This window comes from Neobacillus niacini, from assembly GCF_000759675.1.
GTDB classification, from domain to species: Bacteria; Bacillota; Bacilli; order Bacillales; family Cytobacillaceae; genus Neobacillus; species Neobacillus niacini_A.
The window spans coordinates 1-16,645 of record NZ_BAWM01000003.1; the positions used below are offsets into that span (position 1 = coordinate 1).

Here is a 16,645-nt window from a genome sequence, read left to right on the forward strand (position 1 = left end):
TGTTCAAAATCGAACAAGAAATTGCCGTTTTTTTGTCTAGACCATGCTTACATTTCTAAAAACGTAAGTTTTTCAGTGCCCTCCGAACAATCGGGAGATGTTTTTATGTCATGCTTTTGTTAATTTCTCAAGTTCTGAAAAAACAGCTTCATAATCTTCTTTCTTGTCTGCTTTAAAGGAGGTGTTCATATAGATAATGATTCCATCTTTATTGACAACAAAGACCGAGCGGATAGCGACTTCACCTTTTTCGTTAAACACCTTGTAGTCTTTGATTGTCTGCTTGCGCCAATCGGAAGCTAGTGGATAAGGCAATGTCCCCATACTGGCGGCAAAAACTCTGTGCGAATGAATATGATCCGCACTGATTCCAATAACTTCTGCACCTAGCTGTTCAAATCTTTTGTAATCCTCTTTCCAAGAGGATATTTCTTTAATTCAGCCGGGAGTAAAATCCATTCCATAAAAGGCTACAACTACGTTCATCTTTCCTCGATAATCAGCAAGAGAAAGGGGGTCCTTTGTTGTTGCAGGTAATGAAAAATCAGGGGCAGTATCCCCAGCCTTCAAGGTTACTTCCATGAAAAATCCTCCTCTTTTTGAAACATAGCTTCCTTCGGTAGGATTTCCAACTTCGGCATGAATTAGACAAAAAGATGGATGCTAACACCATCTATAAAAATAACAAAGTTTTAATTTTCCAACTTTGGGAATTGTCTAGCGCAAGCAGCCTAGGGGCACGGGGTCATAAGCTTGTCTAGTTGCGGCTCCTTGGGACTCGAGTCATAAGCCACCACCTGAAGAAGGCAAAGAGCGCCTTCTTGCAGGGTCCGTCTTATGCCTTCGTCCCAGGGCAGTCGCCTCCACATTTCTGACAATCCGTCAAGAAGGTAAAGACCAACCTTCTCGCCGGCTCGTCTTATGCCTGTCGCCCCTAGGAAAAATTGAACTGCATTTTTCCCTGGACAAGGCACTTCCGCTTTTCTATCTAATAGGATATGGCCTGGCTCCCAAATTGGGTCCAGCTGGTAACAAAATCTTTTAAATGAGCGGATCTATTTTGGTCAGGAAAAAAGGGATCATTAAAATATACGTTGTTCTCATCATAGCCGGTTACAAGAACAGAATGGACTTTACGGGTAATTTTGATTTCACCTTCTTTTGTATTCCATGTTTCCCAGTGTTCTTCTGGTAAAAAGGTATAGGTGCTCCCAATTATCACCCAAACGGGTTTACCCTCGTTTAGCTTCTTTTTGACAGAGTTAAAATCCTCTCCAGAAAAATTGTCTATTTGGTTTGGCAAATATTTATGTGCAAGTTCTTCCACTGCTTCGTTGTAAACCGATAATCCGGGGTGATTATATGTATACATATTGCCGACAAAACCATTATGTGGATTTCCATAAAAACCGTCTTGTTGGTAAGGAACCTTTGTAATCTCGTTCGCCAGCGTAAGCTTATCAACTGAAACACCAGCATAATTTAATAACATTGCCAAGCTTGTCACTTCACAGCCTCGGGGTAGTTCAGGAAATTGCATGAAGTTTGGAACGGATAGAAGGATACTTTCTTTCATTATGGGTTCCTTTTGATATACAACTAAGGTCCTGTCCATATGGGAATCTGCTCTATATTCAGCACTGGTTTTTATGGGAGAAATGGAAGCATGGTAAATTGGAAAGATTAATAGGAGGCTTAACAATATTATTTTTTTTGTTGACGATTATTCATGTAAGCCCCTCCTTTTTTTCTGATTACTCTTCTATTTCTCGGACTTATTTACTCTTCTCCACCAAAATAGATTTCTCCTCTTCCAAAGGTTTAGCGTAGGAATTATGAATATCTTCCTATTTGAGATTTACGAGGTTGACAGCATCTTTATGTCACAAATTATTCAGAAATCAGTGAAAATAGTTCGCATTTGTTTATTGACTAGACAAAATACACTGTTATAATCAAATGTATAAGACATTGATAATGATTTTCATTGTCATTTATTTTATTAATCGGTGATAATTATTCTCAATTAGATTGATAATGATAGAAAAATAGAAATGTTGGGGACTGCCATGAAGAAAAGATATTTACTACTAGCATTAATAGTCTTATCTGCTGCGTCTTTGTTTGTTGGCGTTAGCAGTATATCACCATTGGACTTGTTGGATGTCCGATCCGAGGAGACCCAAATTTTCCTTATCAGCAGACTGCCAAGGCTCGTTGCAATATTGCTCGCAGGAGCTGGAATGAGTATTGCTGGTTTGATTATGCAGCAGCTCAGCAGGAACAAATTTGTTTCACCGACTACCGCAGGAACACTAGACGCAACCCGGCTTGGTATCCTTGTCTCTATGCTGTTGTTTGCAAATGCATCCATGCTTGAAAAAATGGCAGTAGCCTTTGCTTTCGCGCTTGCTGGTACGTTTGTTTTTATGCAAATTCTAGATCGAATTAAGTTTAAGGATACCATTTTCATACCGCTTGTCGGTTTAATGTTCGGAAATATACTGTCCTCTGTGACAACTTTTTTTGCGTATCGAGCTGACGTCATTCAAAATATGTCTGCTTGGCTGCAGGGAGATTTTTCAATGATTATGAAGGGCAGATATGAATTGCTTTACATAAGTATTCCGATTTTAATTATTGCTTATTTCTACGCTAACCGCTTTACAGTAGCTGGAATGGGTGAGGACTTTTCAAAAAATCTCGGGCTTGCCTATCGGCGTGTTGTAAATATCGGGCTCATACTGGTAGCTCTGGTTACGACAACAGTTGTTTTGACAGTAGGAATCATCCCGTTTTTAGGCTTAATTATTCCAAATATCATATCGATTTTTAAAGGTGATCATTTGCAAAAAACATTGCCGCATACGGCCATCCTTGGAGCCATCTTCCTTCTGATTTGTGATATTTTGGGCAGGGTGCTCATTTACCCTTACGAAATTTCAATCAGTCTTATGGTTGGGGTAATTGGAAGCGGAATTTTCTTATACTTACTGTTCCGGAGGAAGGCATATGCGTAACTCAGTCAAATTACTTGTCCTAGCCTTCATTGCTGCCGGCTTTTGTGCCATCTATTTATTTCATGAATTAAACGGAAGCTTTGGATATGCCCTTCCAAAACGAACGATAAAAGTTCTAGCAATGGTCTTAACGGGAGTCACGATTGCTTATGCAACGGTTGTTTTCCAAACCATAACTCATAATAAAATCTTAACACCAAGCATTATGGGATTGGATTCACTATATCTATTGTTGCAAACGTTGATTATCTTCTTTTTAGGCTCCGGCCACATGATTATGGTCAATAAACAGGTGAATTTTTTAATCTCAGTAGTGGTTATGATCGTATTTGCACTACTTTTATACAAGTTTCTATTTAAAAACGGCAATCAGCCTATCTACTTTTTATTACTTGTCGGAATCATAGTAGGAACATTTTTCTCAAGTATCTCAACGTTTTTTCAGGTATTGATTGACCCAAATGAGTTTCAGATTGTTCAAGACCGCATGTTTGCAAGCTTTAATAATATCAATTCAGATTTAGTTTGGCTGGCGATTATCATCGTCTCACTTGTGATGATTTATGCATGGCGTTTTTTAAAGTATTTAGACGTGTTGTCATTAGGCCGTGCTACAGCGATTAATTTAGGGGTTCCATATGATTCAATCGTTAAAAAAATGCTTGTGATCGTAGCAGTCTTCATCTCGATCTCGACTGCCTTAGTAGGACCCATTACCTTTTTTGGCTTAATTGTAGCCAATCTGTCGTATCAATTCTTCAAAACATACAAACACACCACACTGATCACAGGCGCGATCTTTATGAGCATCATCGCTCTCGTAGGCGGGCAATGGGTGGTCGAACGAATCTTTACTTTTTCGACAACGTTAAGTGTCATTATTAACTTTATCGGTGGAGTGTATTTCATCTATTTACTGCTAAAGGAGAGGAAAGCTGCATGATTCAAGTCCGAGCTTTGTCAAAGTTATATGGTAAAAAGCCCGTTGTAGAGGATGTAACCGTTGATATTCAGCCGCGGAAAATCACGAGCTTTATCGGTCCGAATGGGGCAGGTAAATCAACTTTACTATCAATGGTAAGCCGTCTTCTTGATTCAGATACAGGTGAAGTGCTGATTGACAAATTTGATGTAAAAAAAATGAAGTCCAATGAGTTCGCCAAGAAGGTGTCGATATTAAAACAGTCCAATTATATGAATGTTCGTCTTACGATTAGAGAACTAGTATCCTTCGGACGCTTTCCCTACTCGAAGGGACGGTTAACGGAGGAAGATGAACGAATTGTTGATCAATCTCTAGACTATATGCACCTAACCGAAATGCAAGATAGCTTTTTAGATGAGTTATCTGGAGGTCAGCGACAGCGCGCCTTTATTGCGATGGTTATCGCACAGGATACAGAGTATATATTGCTTGATGAACCATTGAACAACTTAGATATGAAGCATTCTGTTCAAATTATGAAAATCTTACGCCGGCTTGTGGATGAGCTGGGAAAAACGGTTGTCATCGTGCTTCATGATATCAATTTTGCTTCCGTTTATTCTGATCGCATTGTAGCGATGAAGGATGGTAAGGTCGTGAAGGATGGTCCGACAGAAGAGATTATTCAGTCAGACGCATTAAAAGAAATTTACGATATGGATATTCCAATCCAGGAAATAGGTAGCTGCAGAATCTGTGTTTATTTCAGTTCATAATAAAAGGAGAGATTTAAGAATGAAAAAGTGGAGTTTTTTAGTTGTTTTGTTTTCAATGATTTTGGTATTAGCAGCATGTGGGTCAAAGGAAGAAAGTAAAGAAGAACCAGCGGAAGCGAAAACAGCAGCGGCAGAGAAGTTAACGATTGATCATAAGTATGGTGAAGTAGAAATTGATAAAAATCCAGAAAAAGTAGTTGTTTTTGACTTTGGTATTTTAGATACATTAGATGAATTAGGTGTGGAGGTAACAGGAGTTCCACAAACAGCCGTTCCAGCGTACTTAGAAAAATATGCTGATGAGAAATATACGAACGTTGGAAGCTTGAAAGAGCCAGATTTTGAAGCCATTCATGCTATGCAGCCTGATGTAATTTTTATCACTACCCGCCAAGCTGAATTATACGAACAGTTCGCAGAAATTGCTCCAACAGTGTATGTGGAATTAGATTATACAAAATACATGGAGTCTTTCGAGAAAAATATGAACCTTGTAGGTGAAATTTTTGACAAGAAAGCTGAAGTGGCTAGCGCTGTAGAAGAGATCAAAGCAAGTGTTGATGAATTAAATAAAAAGGCTTCTGCACTTGATAGTAAAGGATTAATTGTTTTAGCGAATGAAGGAAAAGTAAGTGCTTATGGACCGAGCTCCCGTTTTGGTGTGATTCATGATGTGTTTGGTTTTGGAGCAGCGGATGAGAAAATTGAAGTATCCACGCATGGCCAAAGCATTACCTTCGAATACATTATGGAGACAAATCCAGACGTATTGTTTGTCATTGACCGTAACTCAGCAGTAGGCGGCGAAGCTGGTGCTGAAAAAGTAATCGAAAATGAGCTTGTTAAAAAGACAACAGCTTTTAAAGAAGATAAGATTATCTATCTTGATCCAGATGCTTGGTACCTTAGCGGCGGCGGATTACAATCTGTAAAACTTATGGCTGAGGAGATCGAAGCTTCAATATAAAAATTTTGAGCCAGGTATTAAACCTGGCTTTATTTATAGGAGGAGGGATATTTATGTTTTATCAAATAAGAAGAATTGTAGTGAAAGAGGGATTTAGTGACCAGGTGGTCGAGAGCTTTGCAAATCGAGGTGGTTTAATGGCTCAGCAGCCTGGATACCTTGAAAAGCAGGTTTTGGTAAAAAAGGTTCGCCGTGGTGAAGAGGAAGTTATGGTTATGGTTCAATGGGAATCCGAAGAGGATTGGAAAAATTGGGAGAAGAGCCCAGAGCATATTGCCGGGCATAAGGCGAAGCGCGGTGCTGGTTCAGAAAAGCCTGAGTATATCATTGAATCAAGTCATGATCTTTACTATGTAAAAGGGTAAATTAAATTGAGAGAGGCTGACGCGAATGGTCACATGATGTGATCGAACCGTGTCAGCCTTTTCTGTTTATTCTTTTTCGATTTCCACGTTATGTTCTTTTGCCAGTTCATCCAGCTTATCATTATAGTCTTCGATTTGCAGACGTCCTTCTTCTAATAGTTGATTGGCCTCAGCGATCATGTTGGAATCTTGGTTTTCAATCGCTTTAATAATTTTTTCAAAGGCACTAAATTGGAGATTTGCACCCGAAAGGTAAATCTCATGGACCTTTTTCAGCTCTTCTGTTTCAATACTTACGGTTTCTAGTTCAGTTATTAATTCAGCATAATTTGGAATGACCTCGTTTACCAGGGCATCATACATCGTTTGGTCATCTGTATAATTGGCCCCAGCAACACCTTCATATGCAGAAACCGCCTTATCCTCGAGATCCTGTGCAGACTTCATTTCCTCATTTATATAATTCAAAATGTCATCCTGAACAGGTCCCCCACAACCAGCCAAAACAAGCAAAAAGCCAAACACCACCACCGTCAACACTCGCTTCACCATAACCCCACCTCCATCGACCATTATATGAACCAACGGAAGTCCACTATGAATGAAGAAAATCAGTGAAAAAAAGTTTTGACTGTCCACCTGGGGTGGAAAGTGTCCACGGGCGGTGCCTGTCACCCATTTTCAAAAATATCTTTCATTTGTTTCTCAATTCTGTAAAATGAGAAATAAAGAATAATGTTGTGTTTGGAGAGATGGTAATGGCGGAATGTTACCCGATTTTTGGCAGTGAAGATACTGCGGATTTATTTAATCCTGATGAGTTGATTGATTTATTCCTAAGATGTTCGGTCGATGGTATTTGTATTATTGATATGGAGAACAGGTTTATTCGAATAAATCATATGTTTACTAGGATCTTTGGCTATAACGAGGATGATGTGATAGGAAGAAAAGTGAGTGACCTTCCTATTCCAGTTTGTTTAAATGGAATCCTATCACAAGTGAAAAATGGTAAAGCCTTTACCAATTTGATCACACAGCGTCAACATAAAGATGGCCACATCCTAGACATTGCGGTATCGTACTCTCCATTACGAAATAAAAATGAAGAAATTATTGCGATAACAGCAATCTATCGTGATATCACAAAAGAAATTAGTATGGAAAGAGAATTAAAAAGAACACGTGAATTATACAAATTAATCACGGAAAATGCATCGGATTTAATTAAGGTTTATTCAAGGGATAAAACGATTTTATATGCTTCACCTTCTCACGAAAAGGCATTGGGATTTTTACCAGAACAATTACTGGGTATGCATGTATTAGATGTTATCCAAGATGAGGACCATGAGTCATTGAAAAGGATGGCAAAGAACCTTTATGATTCCGGAGAACCTCAACTATTACAATTAAAATTGAAAACAAAGGATAATAAAGTTTTTTATTCAGAATCAACTATATCCCCTGTCTACAATGGAAATATGGAGATTGACTCCTATGTTACGGTTAGTCGAAATATTACTGAACGCATTGAAAATGATACGGCACTTCGTAATTTAGACCGCCTCTCTATTATTGGTCAATTAGCAGCAGGGGTTGCACACGAGATCAGAAATCCCTTGACATCATTAAAAGGGTTTTCAAAACTATTGAAATCATCCAATTCTCCTGAAAAGCAAAATGAGTACCTATCGATTATGTCAGATGAGCTAGATCGTATTGATATGATCGTCAATGAATTTATGTCATTGGCCAAACCCCAGGCTATTCAATTTGAGCGAGGGAATTTGATTTCAATCATAGATAGTACGATTAATGTGCTACGTCCACAAGCGATGCTTGATAATGTCCAAGTTACGGTTAAATATCCGAAAGAAGATAATCTTGAACTCCTATGTTCTCCTAATCAACTCATACAAGTCTTTGTAAATTTATTGAAAAATGCAATTGAATCCATGCCCCATGGAGGGAATGTATCGATTGGAGTTCGAAAATTGAAGAATAAGAGAGTCGTTATTGCTTTTAAGGATGAAGGTCCTGGTATTGATAAAGAAGTCTTAAAGTATTTAGGTACACCATTTTATACAACAAAAGACAAGGGAATCGGTCTAGGTTTAACAGTAAGTAATAAGATAGTGCAAGAACACAACGGTACGATGAAAATAGACAGTCAGCAAGGAAAAGGAACTACCGTAAAAATCGAATTTGAATGTATTTAATATTTTGTTAAAAAACAATTAAATGCCTATCAATCTTTATGCCAGTCCATCATTAGATAAAGAGACAAGACAATTATGGATAGGGATGGATTGAAAATGGCGAAGAGGAACAGAGGGAAAACAATTAACTACCTGCCATCAAGAGGCCGCGGGACATGTCCTTTGTGTGGGAGGACAAGAATAAAGCTTTTATATCCGTATAGAACAGAAACAAACCAAACAATCAAAGTTTGCAAAAACTGCCGCCTTAAATAACAGAGAATCAAAGGTTCCTAGGATGTTTCCGTTACGGATTTTGTGAACGCAGGTGGCAAGTATATTGCGGTCGGTCAAGGGGCATCAAGCCTCCTATCCAATGCTTTATTGGAAAAATAATACTGAACAAAGCCTGGTTCAACTTGGACCAGGCTTGTTTTTTGGAAACTTTATATTAATTTCTGATTCATCTCCATTTTCAAAAGACAGTTGTTAAGTACCTTTTTATCAATCCCATTTACAAAATAATATTTTTCTTTATAAATTGCTTGGATTATTTTTTTAATATCTTCTATGCTGTTTTCATTCTTTTGCAGATTTTTTATAAAAAGATTAAGTGGAATTGCCTCATCTTCATTATGTAATGGTGGTTGAAGGTAGGGGATTCCTTGAGACTTTGTAAAAGCATTCCTTTTATAAAATTCATTTCTCTTCTCGCAATTATCTTTTTCTTCTTTCGTATGGACCAAATCTTGTGTTTCTGTTTCTAGAATGATTGCGTTTAGTGAAGTGTTTCCTGCTGCAATTGCGTCTTTGTTAAATAACTCTTCCATTTTTGCTAATGTTCTGGAACCTATTCCTTTGCTTCTTACTAGAGGATTTGTTGCGATATAAACAATAAACCCTGAATTGACTTCCTCTAAATAGTGCCCTGTTGCAAAGGAGATAAGTTCTTCTCCTTCAAAACCTATTACGAAACGAAAATTATTGGGCTTACGATACCGTGCATAATGTAAACCATTTAAAAAAATAGTATGAGGTTCTCTCACGACTAGTGGAAATACTATATCATATAAATTAAAAACCTTATCAATGTAACTTAAGTTATCTTCAGTAATCTCATCCCAGCTAATATTCATAATTAAAGCCTCCTCCATATTAATAATACAACAATCAGGCAAAAGTGATAAATGAAGACAGATGAATCGAAGGAATAAGTAGTGTCCATACCAGACGGACAGTGTCCACGAGCGGTGACAGGCACCAATAGATAGAAGATTGCCGTAAGTCTTGCAGGTCCGCAGAGGTTGTATTGGAAACAATTGACCGTCAAAAAAGATCAAAAGTTACCGTTCCCGATGAAAATCGCAATCTTAAGGATGATCCTTCCTTTTTGGATTTAAATGTATTTAATCGGTAAAAAAATCCCTAGGAATCATGTTCCTAGGGATTTTCTATAGATATATTATTTTGTGTTGATTATTTTGGAACGCTTCCTACTTCTATCATTGTGATTGGGTAATTAGAGTAGAATCTTTTTGAAATGGATAATTTTCTCATCCTCGATCCATAATAAATACCATTTAATACATCTGGAGGAAAATAGCATATGAATCAGCTGGCAAAGTGGATATTTACCATGGCTAACAGCTTATCCATTACGTTAACAAGTTTTTTGGGAACCTGTGGAGCCACTGGTAATGAAGGTAATGGGGATATTAGAAATATTATTTTTCTGATTGGTGATGGTATGGGTGTTTCATTCACATCGGGGTATCGTTATTTTAAAGATAACCCAGCCACTTTAGAACTAGAATCAACAGAGTTTGGTCCGTACCTTGTTGGTCAACAGACCACCTTTCCGAATGATCCAAGGCATAATGTAACGGATTCTGCTGCTTCGGCAACAGCGATGGCAACTGGTGTGAAAACCTATAATGGGGCAATTGGTGTCGGAAATGATCACTCGAAATTGAAATCAGTCCTTGAGGCGGCTAAGGAAAAAGGGAAAGGAACTGGACTTGTTGCCACAGCGCAAATTACTCATGGTACTCCTGCAGCATTTGGTGCACATGTTGCCCAGCGAAAAAGCATGAGCGTGATTGCCGATGATTATTATCAGGATTTAGTAAATGGGAGGCATAAAATAGATGTATTACTTGGCGGGGGTTCAGATTGGTTTATCCGTAAAGATAGGAACCTAGTGGAAGAGTTTGTTAAAGACGGCTACAGCTATGTAACTAACCTTAAAGAGATGAAAAACGACGAACGTACTCAGGTGTTAGGTCTATTTGCAAAAGGTGGGCTGCCGAAAATGATTGATCGTCCAAACGATATTCCATCCCTTGCAGACATGGCAGCTTCGGCAATCGAGCGGCTAAATAAGAACGAGAACGGCTTCTTTTTGATGGTGGAAGGAAGTCAGATTGACTGGGCAGCTCATGACAATGATATCGTGGGTGCAATGAGTGAAATGGAAGATTTCGAGAAGGCGTTTAAAGTCGCTATTGATTTTGCGAAAAAGGATGGACACACATTGGTTATCGCAACAGCTGACCATTCAACTGGAGGTTTCACGATAGGTGCACAAGGGCAATACAATTGGTTTAGTTCTGAAATAAAAAAAGTGAAGCGAACACCTGATTATTTGGCAGTGAAAATAGTCAAGGGAGCAGGTGTTATAGAAACCTTAACGAAATATATCGATCTTCCATTAACAAAAAACGAAATAAGATTAGTTGAAAGAGCAGCAAGAACACAAAAAGCCAAAAACATCGACAATGCCATCGAAGAAATCATTAACCTCCGCTCCTTCACAGGCTGGACAACAGGTGGACACACCGGTGAAGACGTAAACGTCTACGCCTACGGACCAGGAAGTGAGCGCTTCAAAGGACAAATCGACAACACCGACCACGCCAAAATCATCTTCGATATCCTTAAATGACTACTTATCGGTGCTTGTTCGGTGCCTGTCACCGTGGTGGCACACCATGGTGACAGGCACCGCTCGTGGACACTTTCCACCTCAGGCGGACAGTTGATTATTCTAAATGTAACGTTTGCTAAATTCTTCACATTCGGGTGCTCTTTTTTAATTAAACCAATTTTATAATGGTGGTGGGATAAAAATTCAGAGGAGCACTCTATTTATGAATAAACTAGTGAAGGGCGCAGTTATAACTTTTTTATTATGCGTGGGATTGTCGGCGTGTGGAGAGAAGGAGAAGGTTAAGGCTCCAGCTCCAACTAATCTTCCAACTGAGAGGCAGGAGGAAGGACAAGCGAGTGAGATAACTCCTGAGGAGCTTCTAACCAGCCTTAGGAAACATACAACACTTATTCCAATAGGGGATGTACCGATTCCTGAGGATAATCCGATGAATTCGGAAGTACTTGAACTGGGTCAAGCGTTATTTTTTGATCCGAGACTTTCAGGAAACAATCAAGTTAGCTGCGCAACTTGTCATGACCCGAACTTGGGTTATGGCGACGCGAAACCGACTTTTGATAAATTTGCAGGCGGCAATGGAGCAAGGAATAGCCCGACTGTGATTAATTCAGGCTATTACACGTCCAACTTTTGGGATGGTCGTGCGGCTTCTCTCGAGGAACAGGCGCTGGGACCTATTCAAAATCCTGATGAGATGAATCAGCCACTTGATGAACTTATTAAAGAGTTATCAGCCATAAAAGGCTACCAAGAACGTTTTCAAGCTGCTTTTAATGACGGAATAACAGAACAAAATATTGCAAAAGCCCTTGCCGCTTTTCAAAGACAAATTGTTGTAAAGGATACTCCTTATGACAGGTTCCTTGAAGGGGATACAGAGGCATTAACGAAACAAGAAGTCAGCGGGCTCCGATTGTTTACAGGAAAAGCCTTTTGCGTGACCTGTCACAATGGGCCGAACCTTTCTGATAACAATTATTACAATATAGGTCTCAATACAGAGGATAAAGGACGGGAAGCAGTAACGGGACAAGAAGGGGATTTAGGTAGAATTCGCACCCCTGGATTATATGGAATTACCCATACTGCACCATACATGCGGGATGGCAGTCTTGCAACCATTGAGGAAGTAATCGATTATTATGACCGTGGCGGGGATAGCCACCCCAATAAGAGCTTTTTTATCAAAAAATTTATGAGTCCTATTGGTTTAACTGACCAGGAAAAGGAAGATTTACTAGCCTTTTTAAAAACCTTGGGCGGAGAGCCGCCAATTTTCACAAAACCAGAACTCCCATAATAATAGAAAGTCATGAGCCCCCTTGAGTCTAGGTAATTACAAGGGGGCTCATGACTTTATTTTATTGAGGTTTCCAACTTTTTAATTACCTTTTTATAATGTTTAATAGAGGTTAATTTACCAGTATAGGATACTTGGTTTTGATAATCTAAAGAGATGAGCATGATAGCAAGCTGAGGAAAAAACTTCTTTGACCGGAAACGAAGGTCTTTCCAATAAATGAAATAGCCATTTTTTCTCTTTTGAACAAAAGGGTAGGCGAAAGGGTTACTTCTAATAAAGCTTTCAACCTGAGGGTTCTGACTGCTATCCATTACTAACCTAGGGTAGTCTATTTTCTTTGAAAAAGTATGCTCTATCCATAATTCCCCCTTTGAGTACGAACCAAATAAAAAGTCCTGATTTGTTTTAATGATAATATTCCAGTGGAATGGGGATGTTTTAGGAATGATTTTTACCAAGAGTGCATTTTGAAAATGCTGTGTAATCTTCCATTTTATAAAATTTGATGAAAATAACCGAAATATCAGGTAAAAAACCATAGCTAAATAAATGAAAGTAAAGATCCTTCCATTTTCAAAAAAAGGAAGCAGGCTAAACCCAAGAATATGGAGCATGATGATATATGGGTCGATTAAGGGGAGGAAATCTAATGAAAGCCATTTTTGAGAAAATGGGCGTAAAGCTTGTGTACCATTTACATTAAACAAATCAGTAAGAACATGGATGATCACAGCCAGCAGCGTCCATAACAATAAGTGAGAAAATGAGGTTCCTAGAAAGAAAAGATGAATGAGGGAGGCAGTAAGTAAGCCCCAAATAGGGATTGCAGGCAGTGAATGTGACCATCCCCGATGATTTCGGTAATAACTACTTTTCCCCTTCAATCGATAGATAAAATCAAAGTCAGGTGCATTAGAGCCCACAACTGTCCCGATAAGGACAGCTGTTGATAAGGCGCTGTTGTTTGAAATTACTGGATCTATTTGAGCGAGAGCACCTAGACCGAAGCCGATCATTATGTGAGAACCTGTATCCATTCATATTCCTCCTTACCGAGATTACTTTAGGCATATATTTTCTTTGAGGGTTCATCGATAACGGTAGAATAATGATTAAGCAAGTTTTCAAATATCTGGTCCCACTTTTGTGTAAGTGCATACTTCCTAGCATTTAACGCCATTTGACGTCGGAAAGGGCCATTGCCTAACAACTGAACAATTCGGTTAACAAAATCCTCTGCATCACCTGGCTCACACAAATGTCCGGTAACGCCGTTCGAAATAATATTCTTCACACCGCCAGCATTCGCCCCGATTACCGGAGTTCCACTTGCAAGAGCCTCAAGGACAACGTTTCCAAAGGTTTCAGTGGGTGATGGAAAAACAAATAGGTCTGTAGCTGAATAGACCTCCGCTAATCCAACTCCTTTCAAATAGCCTGTAAAGGTCATATTTGACTGTGCAGCCATTTTGAGTTCCTCAAGTAAGGGACCATCCCCAGCAATTAACCAATGTACCTGTTTATTTAATTCAGGAGGTAAAGAGTTAGCGATTTTCATGAGAGTTTTTAAATCTTTTTCGGGTGCCAGCCTGCCAACAAAGGTAAGGAGAAATTTTTTGGGAATCTCGTATCGGTTAAGAACAACTTCTTTCTGATAATTTGGATGATAAAGCTGGCAATCAACACCTCTTGGAAAAATTTCTAGGTTACTAAAACCACGGCATTTCAGTTTTTCAAGTGTGTCAATAGAAGGGACAAAGAGTTTTTTTAATGGACTATGAAACCATTTCATGTATTTCCAAAGAGGATTAGAAAGGAATTCAAGGTCATAAAACTGTAAATAGTCATTGAAATCGGTGTGATAGGAGCCGACAACTGGGATATTAAATTTTTTTGCAAAATAAAGACCACAAAGACCAACCGTAAACGGAGTTGCTACATGAATCAGATCTGGAGAGAATTGCTCTATTTCTGACTTAACTTGAATAAAGTTTGGGAAAGCTAAGCGGCATTCCGGATACAGGAAAAAGGATAGGCTTTTTAACCGGTGAATATGGTCTGAAACATATTCATTTGAACCAGGATTAGGTGCAAAGACTTTATAGGTAATATGTTGACCCTCAAGATAGTGCGTAAATTTTTTGAGGGTTTTGGCAACCCCGTTTACATCCGGATAAAAGGTGTCAGAGAAAATAGCGATTTTCATATAAACCCCTCCTAGACAATTTCTAAATCATTTTTAGGATACAAAATAATAACAGAGACTGCCGAAGCATGATCCAAGAATTCCACCTGCAATAACGTCCGATGGATAATGCAGACCTAAATAGATTCTCGAAATTCCTACACATAGTCCTAAAGGGATAAGTACAGTTGCTAGAATAGGGTTTAGAATAACAAATGGGACAATTACTGAGAATACGGCTGTTGTATGACCAGATGGAAAAGAATGATCCTTCAAAGGATTAGGTAAAATCTTTGTTGTTTCAAATAATAGATAAGGCCTTTTACGAGGGAAAAGCTTCTTTACCACTTGAACGGGTATATGACTTAGAGCCAAGGCTACTGCGCTTGAAATCGCTGCAAGCCTAGTTTGACTCGTTAATAAAATCATGAGTAATAGTGTCGTTACACTTATAAAGAATGCTCCTCCTATTTGAGTAATCGTACGAAAAAAGAGATTAATAAATTTTTTATCAAAATGGCTATTGATCTCTTGAAATACTCTGCATTCGAAGTGATAAAAGGATTGGATTATTCTCATCATGATTGTGTCTCCCTCAATGTTAAAGTCGTTGGGCTGGCTTTAGATTCGTAACAGTTGGTCTTCCAATGGATACATAGGTAATCGGGTACCGCCCCATATCTTTCAGGGAATAGCAATTTCGTCCATCGAAAACAATAGGTTCATTCATATAGGCAACGTACGTATCCAATGGAAGGTGCTTTATTTGGTCCCACTCAGTTGCAATAACAGCAAAGTCAGCCCCTTTAAGCGCTTGGCGAATACTCGTTGTGTACTCAATTGAATTGCCTAATAGTTTATATGCATTGGGAATCGCAATTGGATCAAAAGCAGTGACTATTGAACCTTCTTCAAGTAATTCTTTAATAATGGTTAAGGAAACAGCTTCACGGATATCATCTGTTTCTGGTTTAAAAGCAAGCCCAAGCAAGGCTGCTTTTTTTCCTTTTAATGATCCGAACATTTCTTTTACCTTCAATACTGGAAGTGAGTGCTGATGCTGATTTACCTTTATGACGGACTCAAGCAATTTAAAGGGATGATGGACATTTCCCGCCAGCTGAACGAGTGCTTTTGTGTCCTTTGGAAAGCATGAACCTCCATATCCAATTCCCGCTTGAAGATTAGAAGTCCCAATTCGTTTATCCATTCCCATTCCATAAGAAACTTCTTCAATATTTGCGCCAACCCTCTCGCAAAGATTGGCAATTTCATTGATAAAGCTTATTTTCGTTGCAAGAAAGGCATTGGAGGCATATTTAATCATCTCTGCACTCCTAATATCAGTGACAACGATCGGTATTTTTAATGGCAGATAGAGCTGTTCCATAATTGATGCAGCTTCATGGTTATCAGCGCCAATTACGATTCGATCACCTAAAAAGAAATCTGTTATTGCTGACCCTTCGCGAAGAAATTCCGGATTGGCAACAACATCAACCTTGAGGTGACGGGGCTTGCGCTGAAGAAAAATTTGTTTGATGATATCATTTGTTCCAACGGGAACAGTGCTTTTAGTACAGACAATTACGTCTTTCTTTATTGTATTAGCAATGGTATATGCAGCAGCATAAATATAAGATAGATCAACTGCACCATCTCTTTTTTCAGGTGTTCCAACTGCAATAAAAATGATGTCGGCATCTGAGTAAGCTTGGTTCGGGTTCGTAGTAAAGCAGAGTTGTCCGTTCGAGAGGTTCTTTTCTAATAAAGGTTCCAGTCCAGGTTCAAAGAATGGTGTGTGTCCTTTTTCGAGTATTTCTATTTTCTCCTTTTGAGTGTCTAAGCAGGTAACTTGATGACCAGCTTCAGCGAAACCAACTGCTGTAACTAACCCAACATTTCCTGCTCCTGCAACTGTAATCTTCATCATATCCCTCCAAATAATAGCGT

Annotated in this window: 16 protein-coding genes; 8 read left to right on the plus strand and 8 right to left on the minus strand. The window is 38.8% G+C overall.

The features are described from left to right. Nucleotides 1-108: 108 nt before the first annotated feature. Together TR08_RS30640 and TR08_RS00655 are read right to left on the minus strand one after the other, a co-directional pair. A complete protein-coding gene (locus TR08_RS30640; protein ID WP_238579045.1) occupies nt 109-582 on the minus strand; it encodes a peroxiredoxin family protein in 474 nt (157 codons plus the stop codon). A 406-nt stretch (nt 583-988) separates the two neighbouring features. Continuing rightward, on the minus strand, nt 989-1,615 hold the full coding sequence (locus TR08_RS00655; protein WP_045515062.1) for a C39 family peptidase: 627 nt from the start codon (nt 1,613-1,615) through the stop codon (nt 989-991). Nucleotides 1,616-2,069: 454 nt separating this feature from the next. On the opposite strand from TR08_RS00655, the gene TR08_RS00660 reads away from it, so the two are divergent. The 5 genes from TR08_RS00660 to TR08_RS00680 are packed head-to-tail and all read left to right on the plus strand — an operon-like array spanning nt 2,070 to nt 6,053. After that, nucleotides 2,070-3,020, plus strand: coding sequence for an ABC transporter permease (locus TR08_RS00660; RefSeq protein ID WP_045514908.1), 951 nt, complete (start codon nt 2,070-2,072; stop codon nt 3,018-3,020). Then, nucleotides 3,013-3,963 (plus strand): iron chelate uptake ABC transporter family permease subunit, encoded by a 951-nt coding sequence (locus TR08_RS00665; RefSeq protein WP_045514911.1) that lies wholly within the window; start codon nt 3,013-3,015, stop codon nt 3,961-3,963. The genes TR08_RS00660 and TR08_RS00665 overlap by 8 nt, the downstream gene beginning before the upstream one ends. Then, a complete protein-coding gene (locus tag TR08_RS00670) occupies nt 3,960-4,721 on the plus strand; it encodes an iron ABC transporter ATP-binding protein (protein ID WP_045514913.1) in 762 nt (253 codons plus the stop codon). Before TR08_RS00665 ends, TR08_RS00670 begins: the two co-directional genes overlap by 4 nt. A 19-nt stretch (nt 4,722-4,740) precedes the next feature. Further along, complete coding sequence (locus TR08_RS00675; RefSeq protein WP_045514915.1) at nt 4,741-5,688, plus strand: siderophore ABC transporter substrate-binding protein; 948 nt, start codon at nt 4,741-4,743, stop codon at nt 5,686-5,688. 53 nt (nt 5,689-5,741) lie between these two features. Beyond that, entirely contained in the window at nt 5,742-6,053 is a 312-nt protein-coding gene (locus TR08_RS00680) for an antibiotic biosynthesis monooxygenase family protein (protein ID WP_045514918.1), read from the plus strand. 66 nt (nt 6,054-6,119) lie between these two features. Here the strand turns inward: TR08_RS00680 and TR08_RS00685 are convergent, their stop codons facing one another. Continuing rightward, nucleotides 6,120-6,605: a hypothetical protein gene (locus TR08_RS00685; RefSeq protein WP_238579046.1), complete on the minus strand. Its 486-nt coding sequence runs from the start codon at nt 6,603-6,605 to the stop codon at nt 6,120-6,122. A gap of 206 nt (nt 6,606-6,811) precedes the next feature. Between TR08_RS00685 and TR08_RS00690 the strand changes: the two genes are divergently transcribed. Continuing rightward, nucleotides 6,812-8,275: a PAS domain-containing sensor histidine kinase gene (locus TR08_RS00690; protein ID WP_045514920.1), complete on the plus strand. Its 1,464-nt coding sequence runs from the start codon at nt 6,812-6,814 to the stop codon at nt 8,273-8,275. Nucleotides 8,276-8,700: 425 nt separating this feature from the next. Here TR08_RS00690 and TR08_RS00695 read toward each other — a convergent pair whose 3' ends face one another. Then, nucleotides 8,701-9,390: a GNAT family N-acetyltransferase gene (locus TR08_RS00695; protein WP_045514922.1), complete on the minus strand. Its 690-nt coding sequence runs from the start codon at nt 9,388-9,390 to the stop codon at nt 8,701-8,703. Between the two features lie 470 nt (nt 9,391-9,860). Here TR08_RS00695 and TR08_RS00700 point away from each other — a divergent pair, with 470 nt between their 5' ends. Next, a complete protein-coding gene (locus tag TR08_RS00700; protein WP_052427315.1) occupies nt 9,861-11,198 on the plus strand; it encodes an alkaline phosphatase in 1,338 nt (445 codons plus the stop codon). A 205-nt stretch (nt 11,199-11,403) separates the two neighbouring features. Continuing rightward, complete coding sequence (locus TR08_RS00705; RefSeq protein ID WP_052427316.1) at nt 11,404-12,504, plus strand: cytochrome-c peroxidase; 1,101 nt, start codon at nt 11,404-11,406, stop codon at nt 12,502-12,504. Nucleotides 12,505-12,560: 56 nt separating this feature from the next. Here the strand turns inward: TR08_RS00705 and TR08_RS00710 are convergent, their stop codons facing one another. The 4 genes from TR08_RS00710 to TR08_RS00725 are packed head-to-tail and all read right to left on the minus strand — an operon-like array spanning nt 12,561 to nt 16,622. Continuing rightward, the gene (locus tag TR08_RS00710; protein ID WP_045514924.1) at nt 12,561-13,544 is read right to left on the minus strand and encodes a metal-dependent hydrolase; all 984 of its coding nucleotides are present in this window, start codon (nt 13,542-13,544) and stop codon (nt 12,561-12,563) included. Between the two features lie 26 nt (nt 13,545-13,570). Beyond that, nucleotides 13,571-14,713, minus strand: a complete 1,143-nt coding sequence (locus TR08_RS00715) for a glycosyltransferase family 4 protein (protein ID WP_045514926.1) — start codon at nt 14,711-14,713, stop codon at nt 13,571-13,573. 33 nt (nt 14,714-14,746) lie between these two features. Then, nucleotides 14,747-15,274 carry a phosphatase PAP2 family protein gene (locus TR08_RS00720; RefSeq protein WP_081954305.1) on the minus strand — a complete coding sequence of 176 codons (528 nt, stop codon included), beginning with the start codon at nt 15,272-15,274 and terminating at the stop codon, nt 14,747-14,749. Between the two features lie 19 nt (nt 15,275-15,293). Continuing rightward, nucleotides 15,294-16,622 carry a UDP-glucose dehydrogenase family protein gene (locus TR08_RS00725; RefSeq protein WP_045514928.1) on the minus strand — a complete coding sequence of 443 codons (1,329 nt, stop codon included), beginning with the start codon at nt 16,620-16,622 and terminating at the stop codon, nt 15,294-15,296. Nucleotides 16,623-16,645: the final 23 nt, after the last annotated feature.

What these genes read in the sequence shown, in the direction of transcription:
- TR08_RS00655 (WP_045515062.1), bottom strand. Translation starts at nt 1,615, where the DNA reads ATGGACAGGACCTTAGTTGTATATCAAAAGGAACCCATAATGAAAGAA.
- TR08_RS00660 (WP_045514908.1), top strand. Translation starts at nt 2,070, where the DNA reads ATGAAGAAAAGATATTTACTACTAGCATTAATAGTCTTATCTGCTGCG.
- TR08_RS00665 (WP_045514911.1), top strand. Translation starts at nt 3,013, where the DNA reads ATGCGTAACTCAGTCAAATTACTTGTCCTAGCCTTCATTGCTGCCGGC.
- TR08_RS00670 (WP_045514913.1), top strand. Translation starts at nt 3,960, where the DNA reads ATGATTCAAGTCCGAGCTTTGTCAAAGTTATATGGTAAAAAGCCCGTT.
- TR08_RS00675 (WP_045514915.1), top strand. Translation starts at nt 4,741, where the DNA reads ATGAAAAAGTGGAGTTTTTTAGTTGTTTTGTTTTCAATGATTTTGGTA.
- TR08_RS00680 (WP_045514918.1), top strand. Translation starts at nt 5,742, where the DNA reads ATGTTTTATCAAATAAGAAGAATTGTAGTGAAAGAGGGATTTAGTGAC.
- TR08_RS00685 (WP_238579046.1), bottom strand. Translation starts at nt 6,605, where the DNA reads ATGGTGAAGCGAGTGTTGACGGTGGTGGTGTTTGGCTTTTTGCTTGTT.
- TR08_RS00690 (WP_045514920.1), top strand. Translation starts at nt 6,812, where the DNA reads ATGGCGGAATGTTACCCGATTTTTGGCAGTGAAGATACTGCGGATTTA.
- TR08_RS00695 (WP_045514922.1), bottom strand. Translation starts at nt 9,390, where the DNA reads ATGAATATTAGCTGGGATGAGATTACTGAAGATAACTTAAGTTACATT.
- TR08_RS00700 (WP_052427315.1), top strand. Translation starts at nt 9,861, where the DNA reads ATGAATCAGCTGGCAAAGTGGATATTTACCATGGCTAACAGCTTATCC.
- TR08_RS00705 (WP_052427316.1), top strand. Translation starts at nt 11,404, where the DNA reads ATGAATAAACTAGTGAAGGGCGCAGTTATAACTTTTTTATTATGCGTG.
- TR08_RS00710 (WP_045514924.1), bottom strand. Translation starts at nt 13,544, where the DNA reads ATGGATACAGGTTCTCACATAATGATCGGCTTCGGTCTAGGTGCTCTC.
- TR08_RS00715 (WP_045514926.1), bottom strand. Translation starts at nt 14,713, where the DNA reads ATGAAAATCGCTATTTTCTCTGACACCTTTTATCCGGATGTAAACGGG.
- TR08_RS00720 (WP_081954305.1), bottom strand. Translation starts at nt 15,274, where the DNA reads ATGATGAGAATAATCCAATCCTTTTATCACTTCGAATGCAGAGTATTT.
- TR08_RS00725 (WP_045514928.1), bottom strand. Translation starts at nt 16,622, where the DNA reads ATGAAGATTACAGTTGCAGGAGCAGGAAATGTTGGGTTAGTTACAGCA.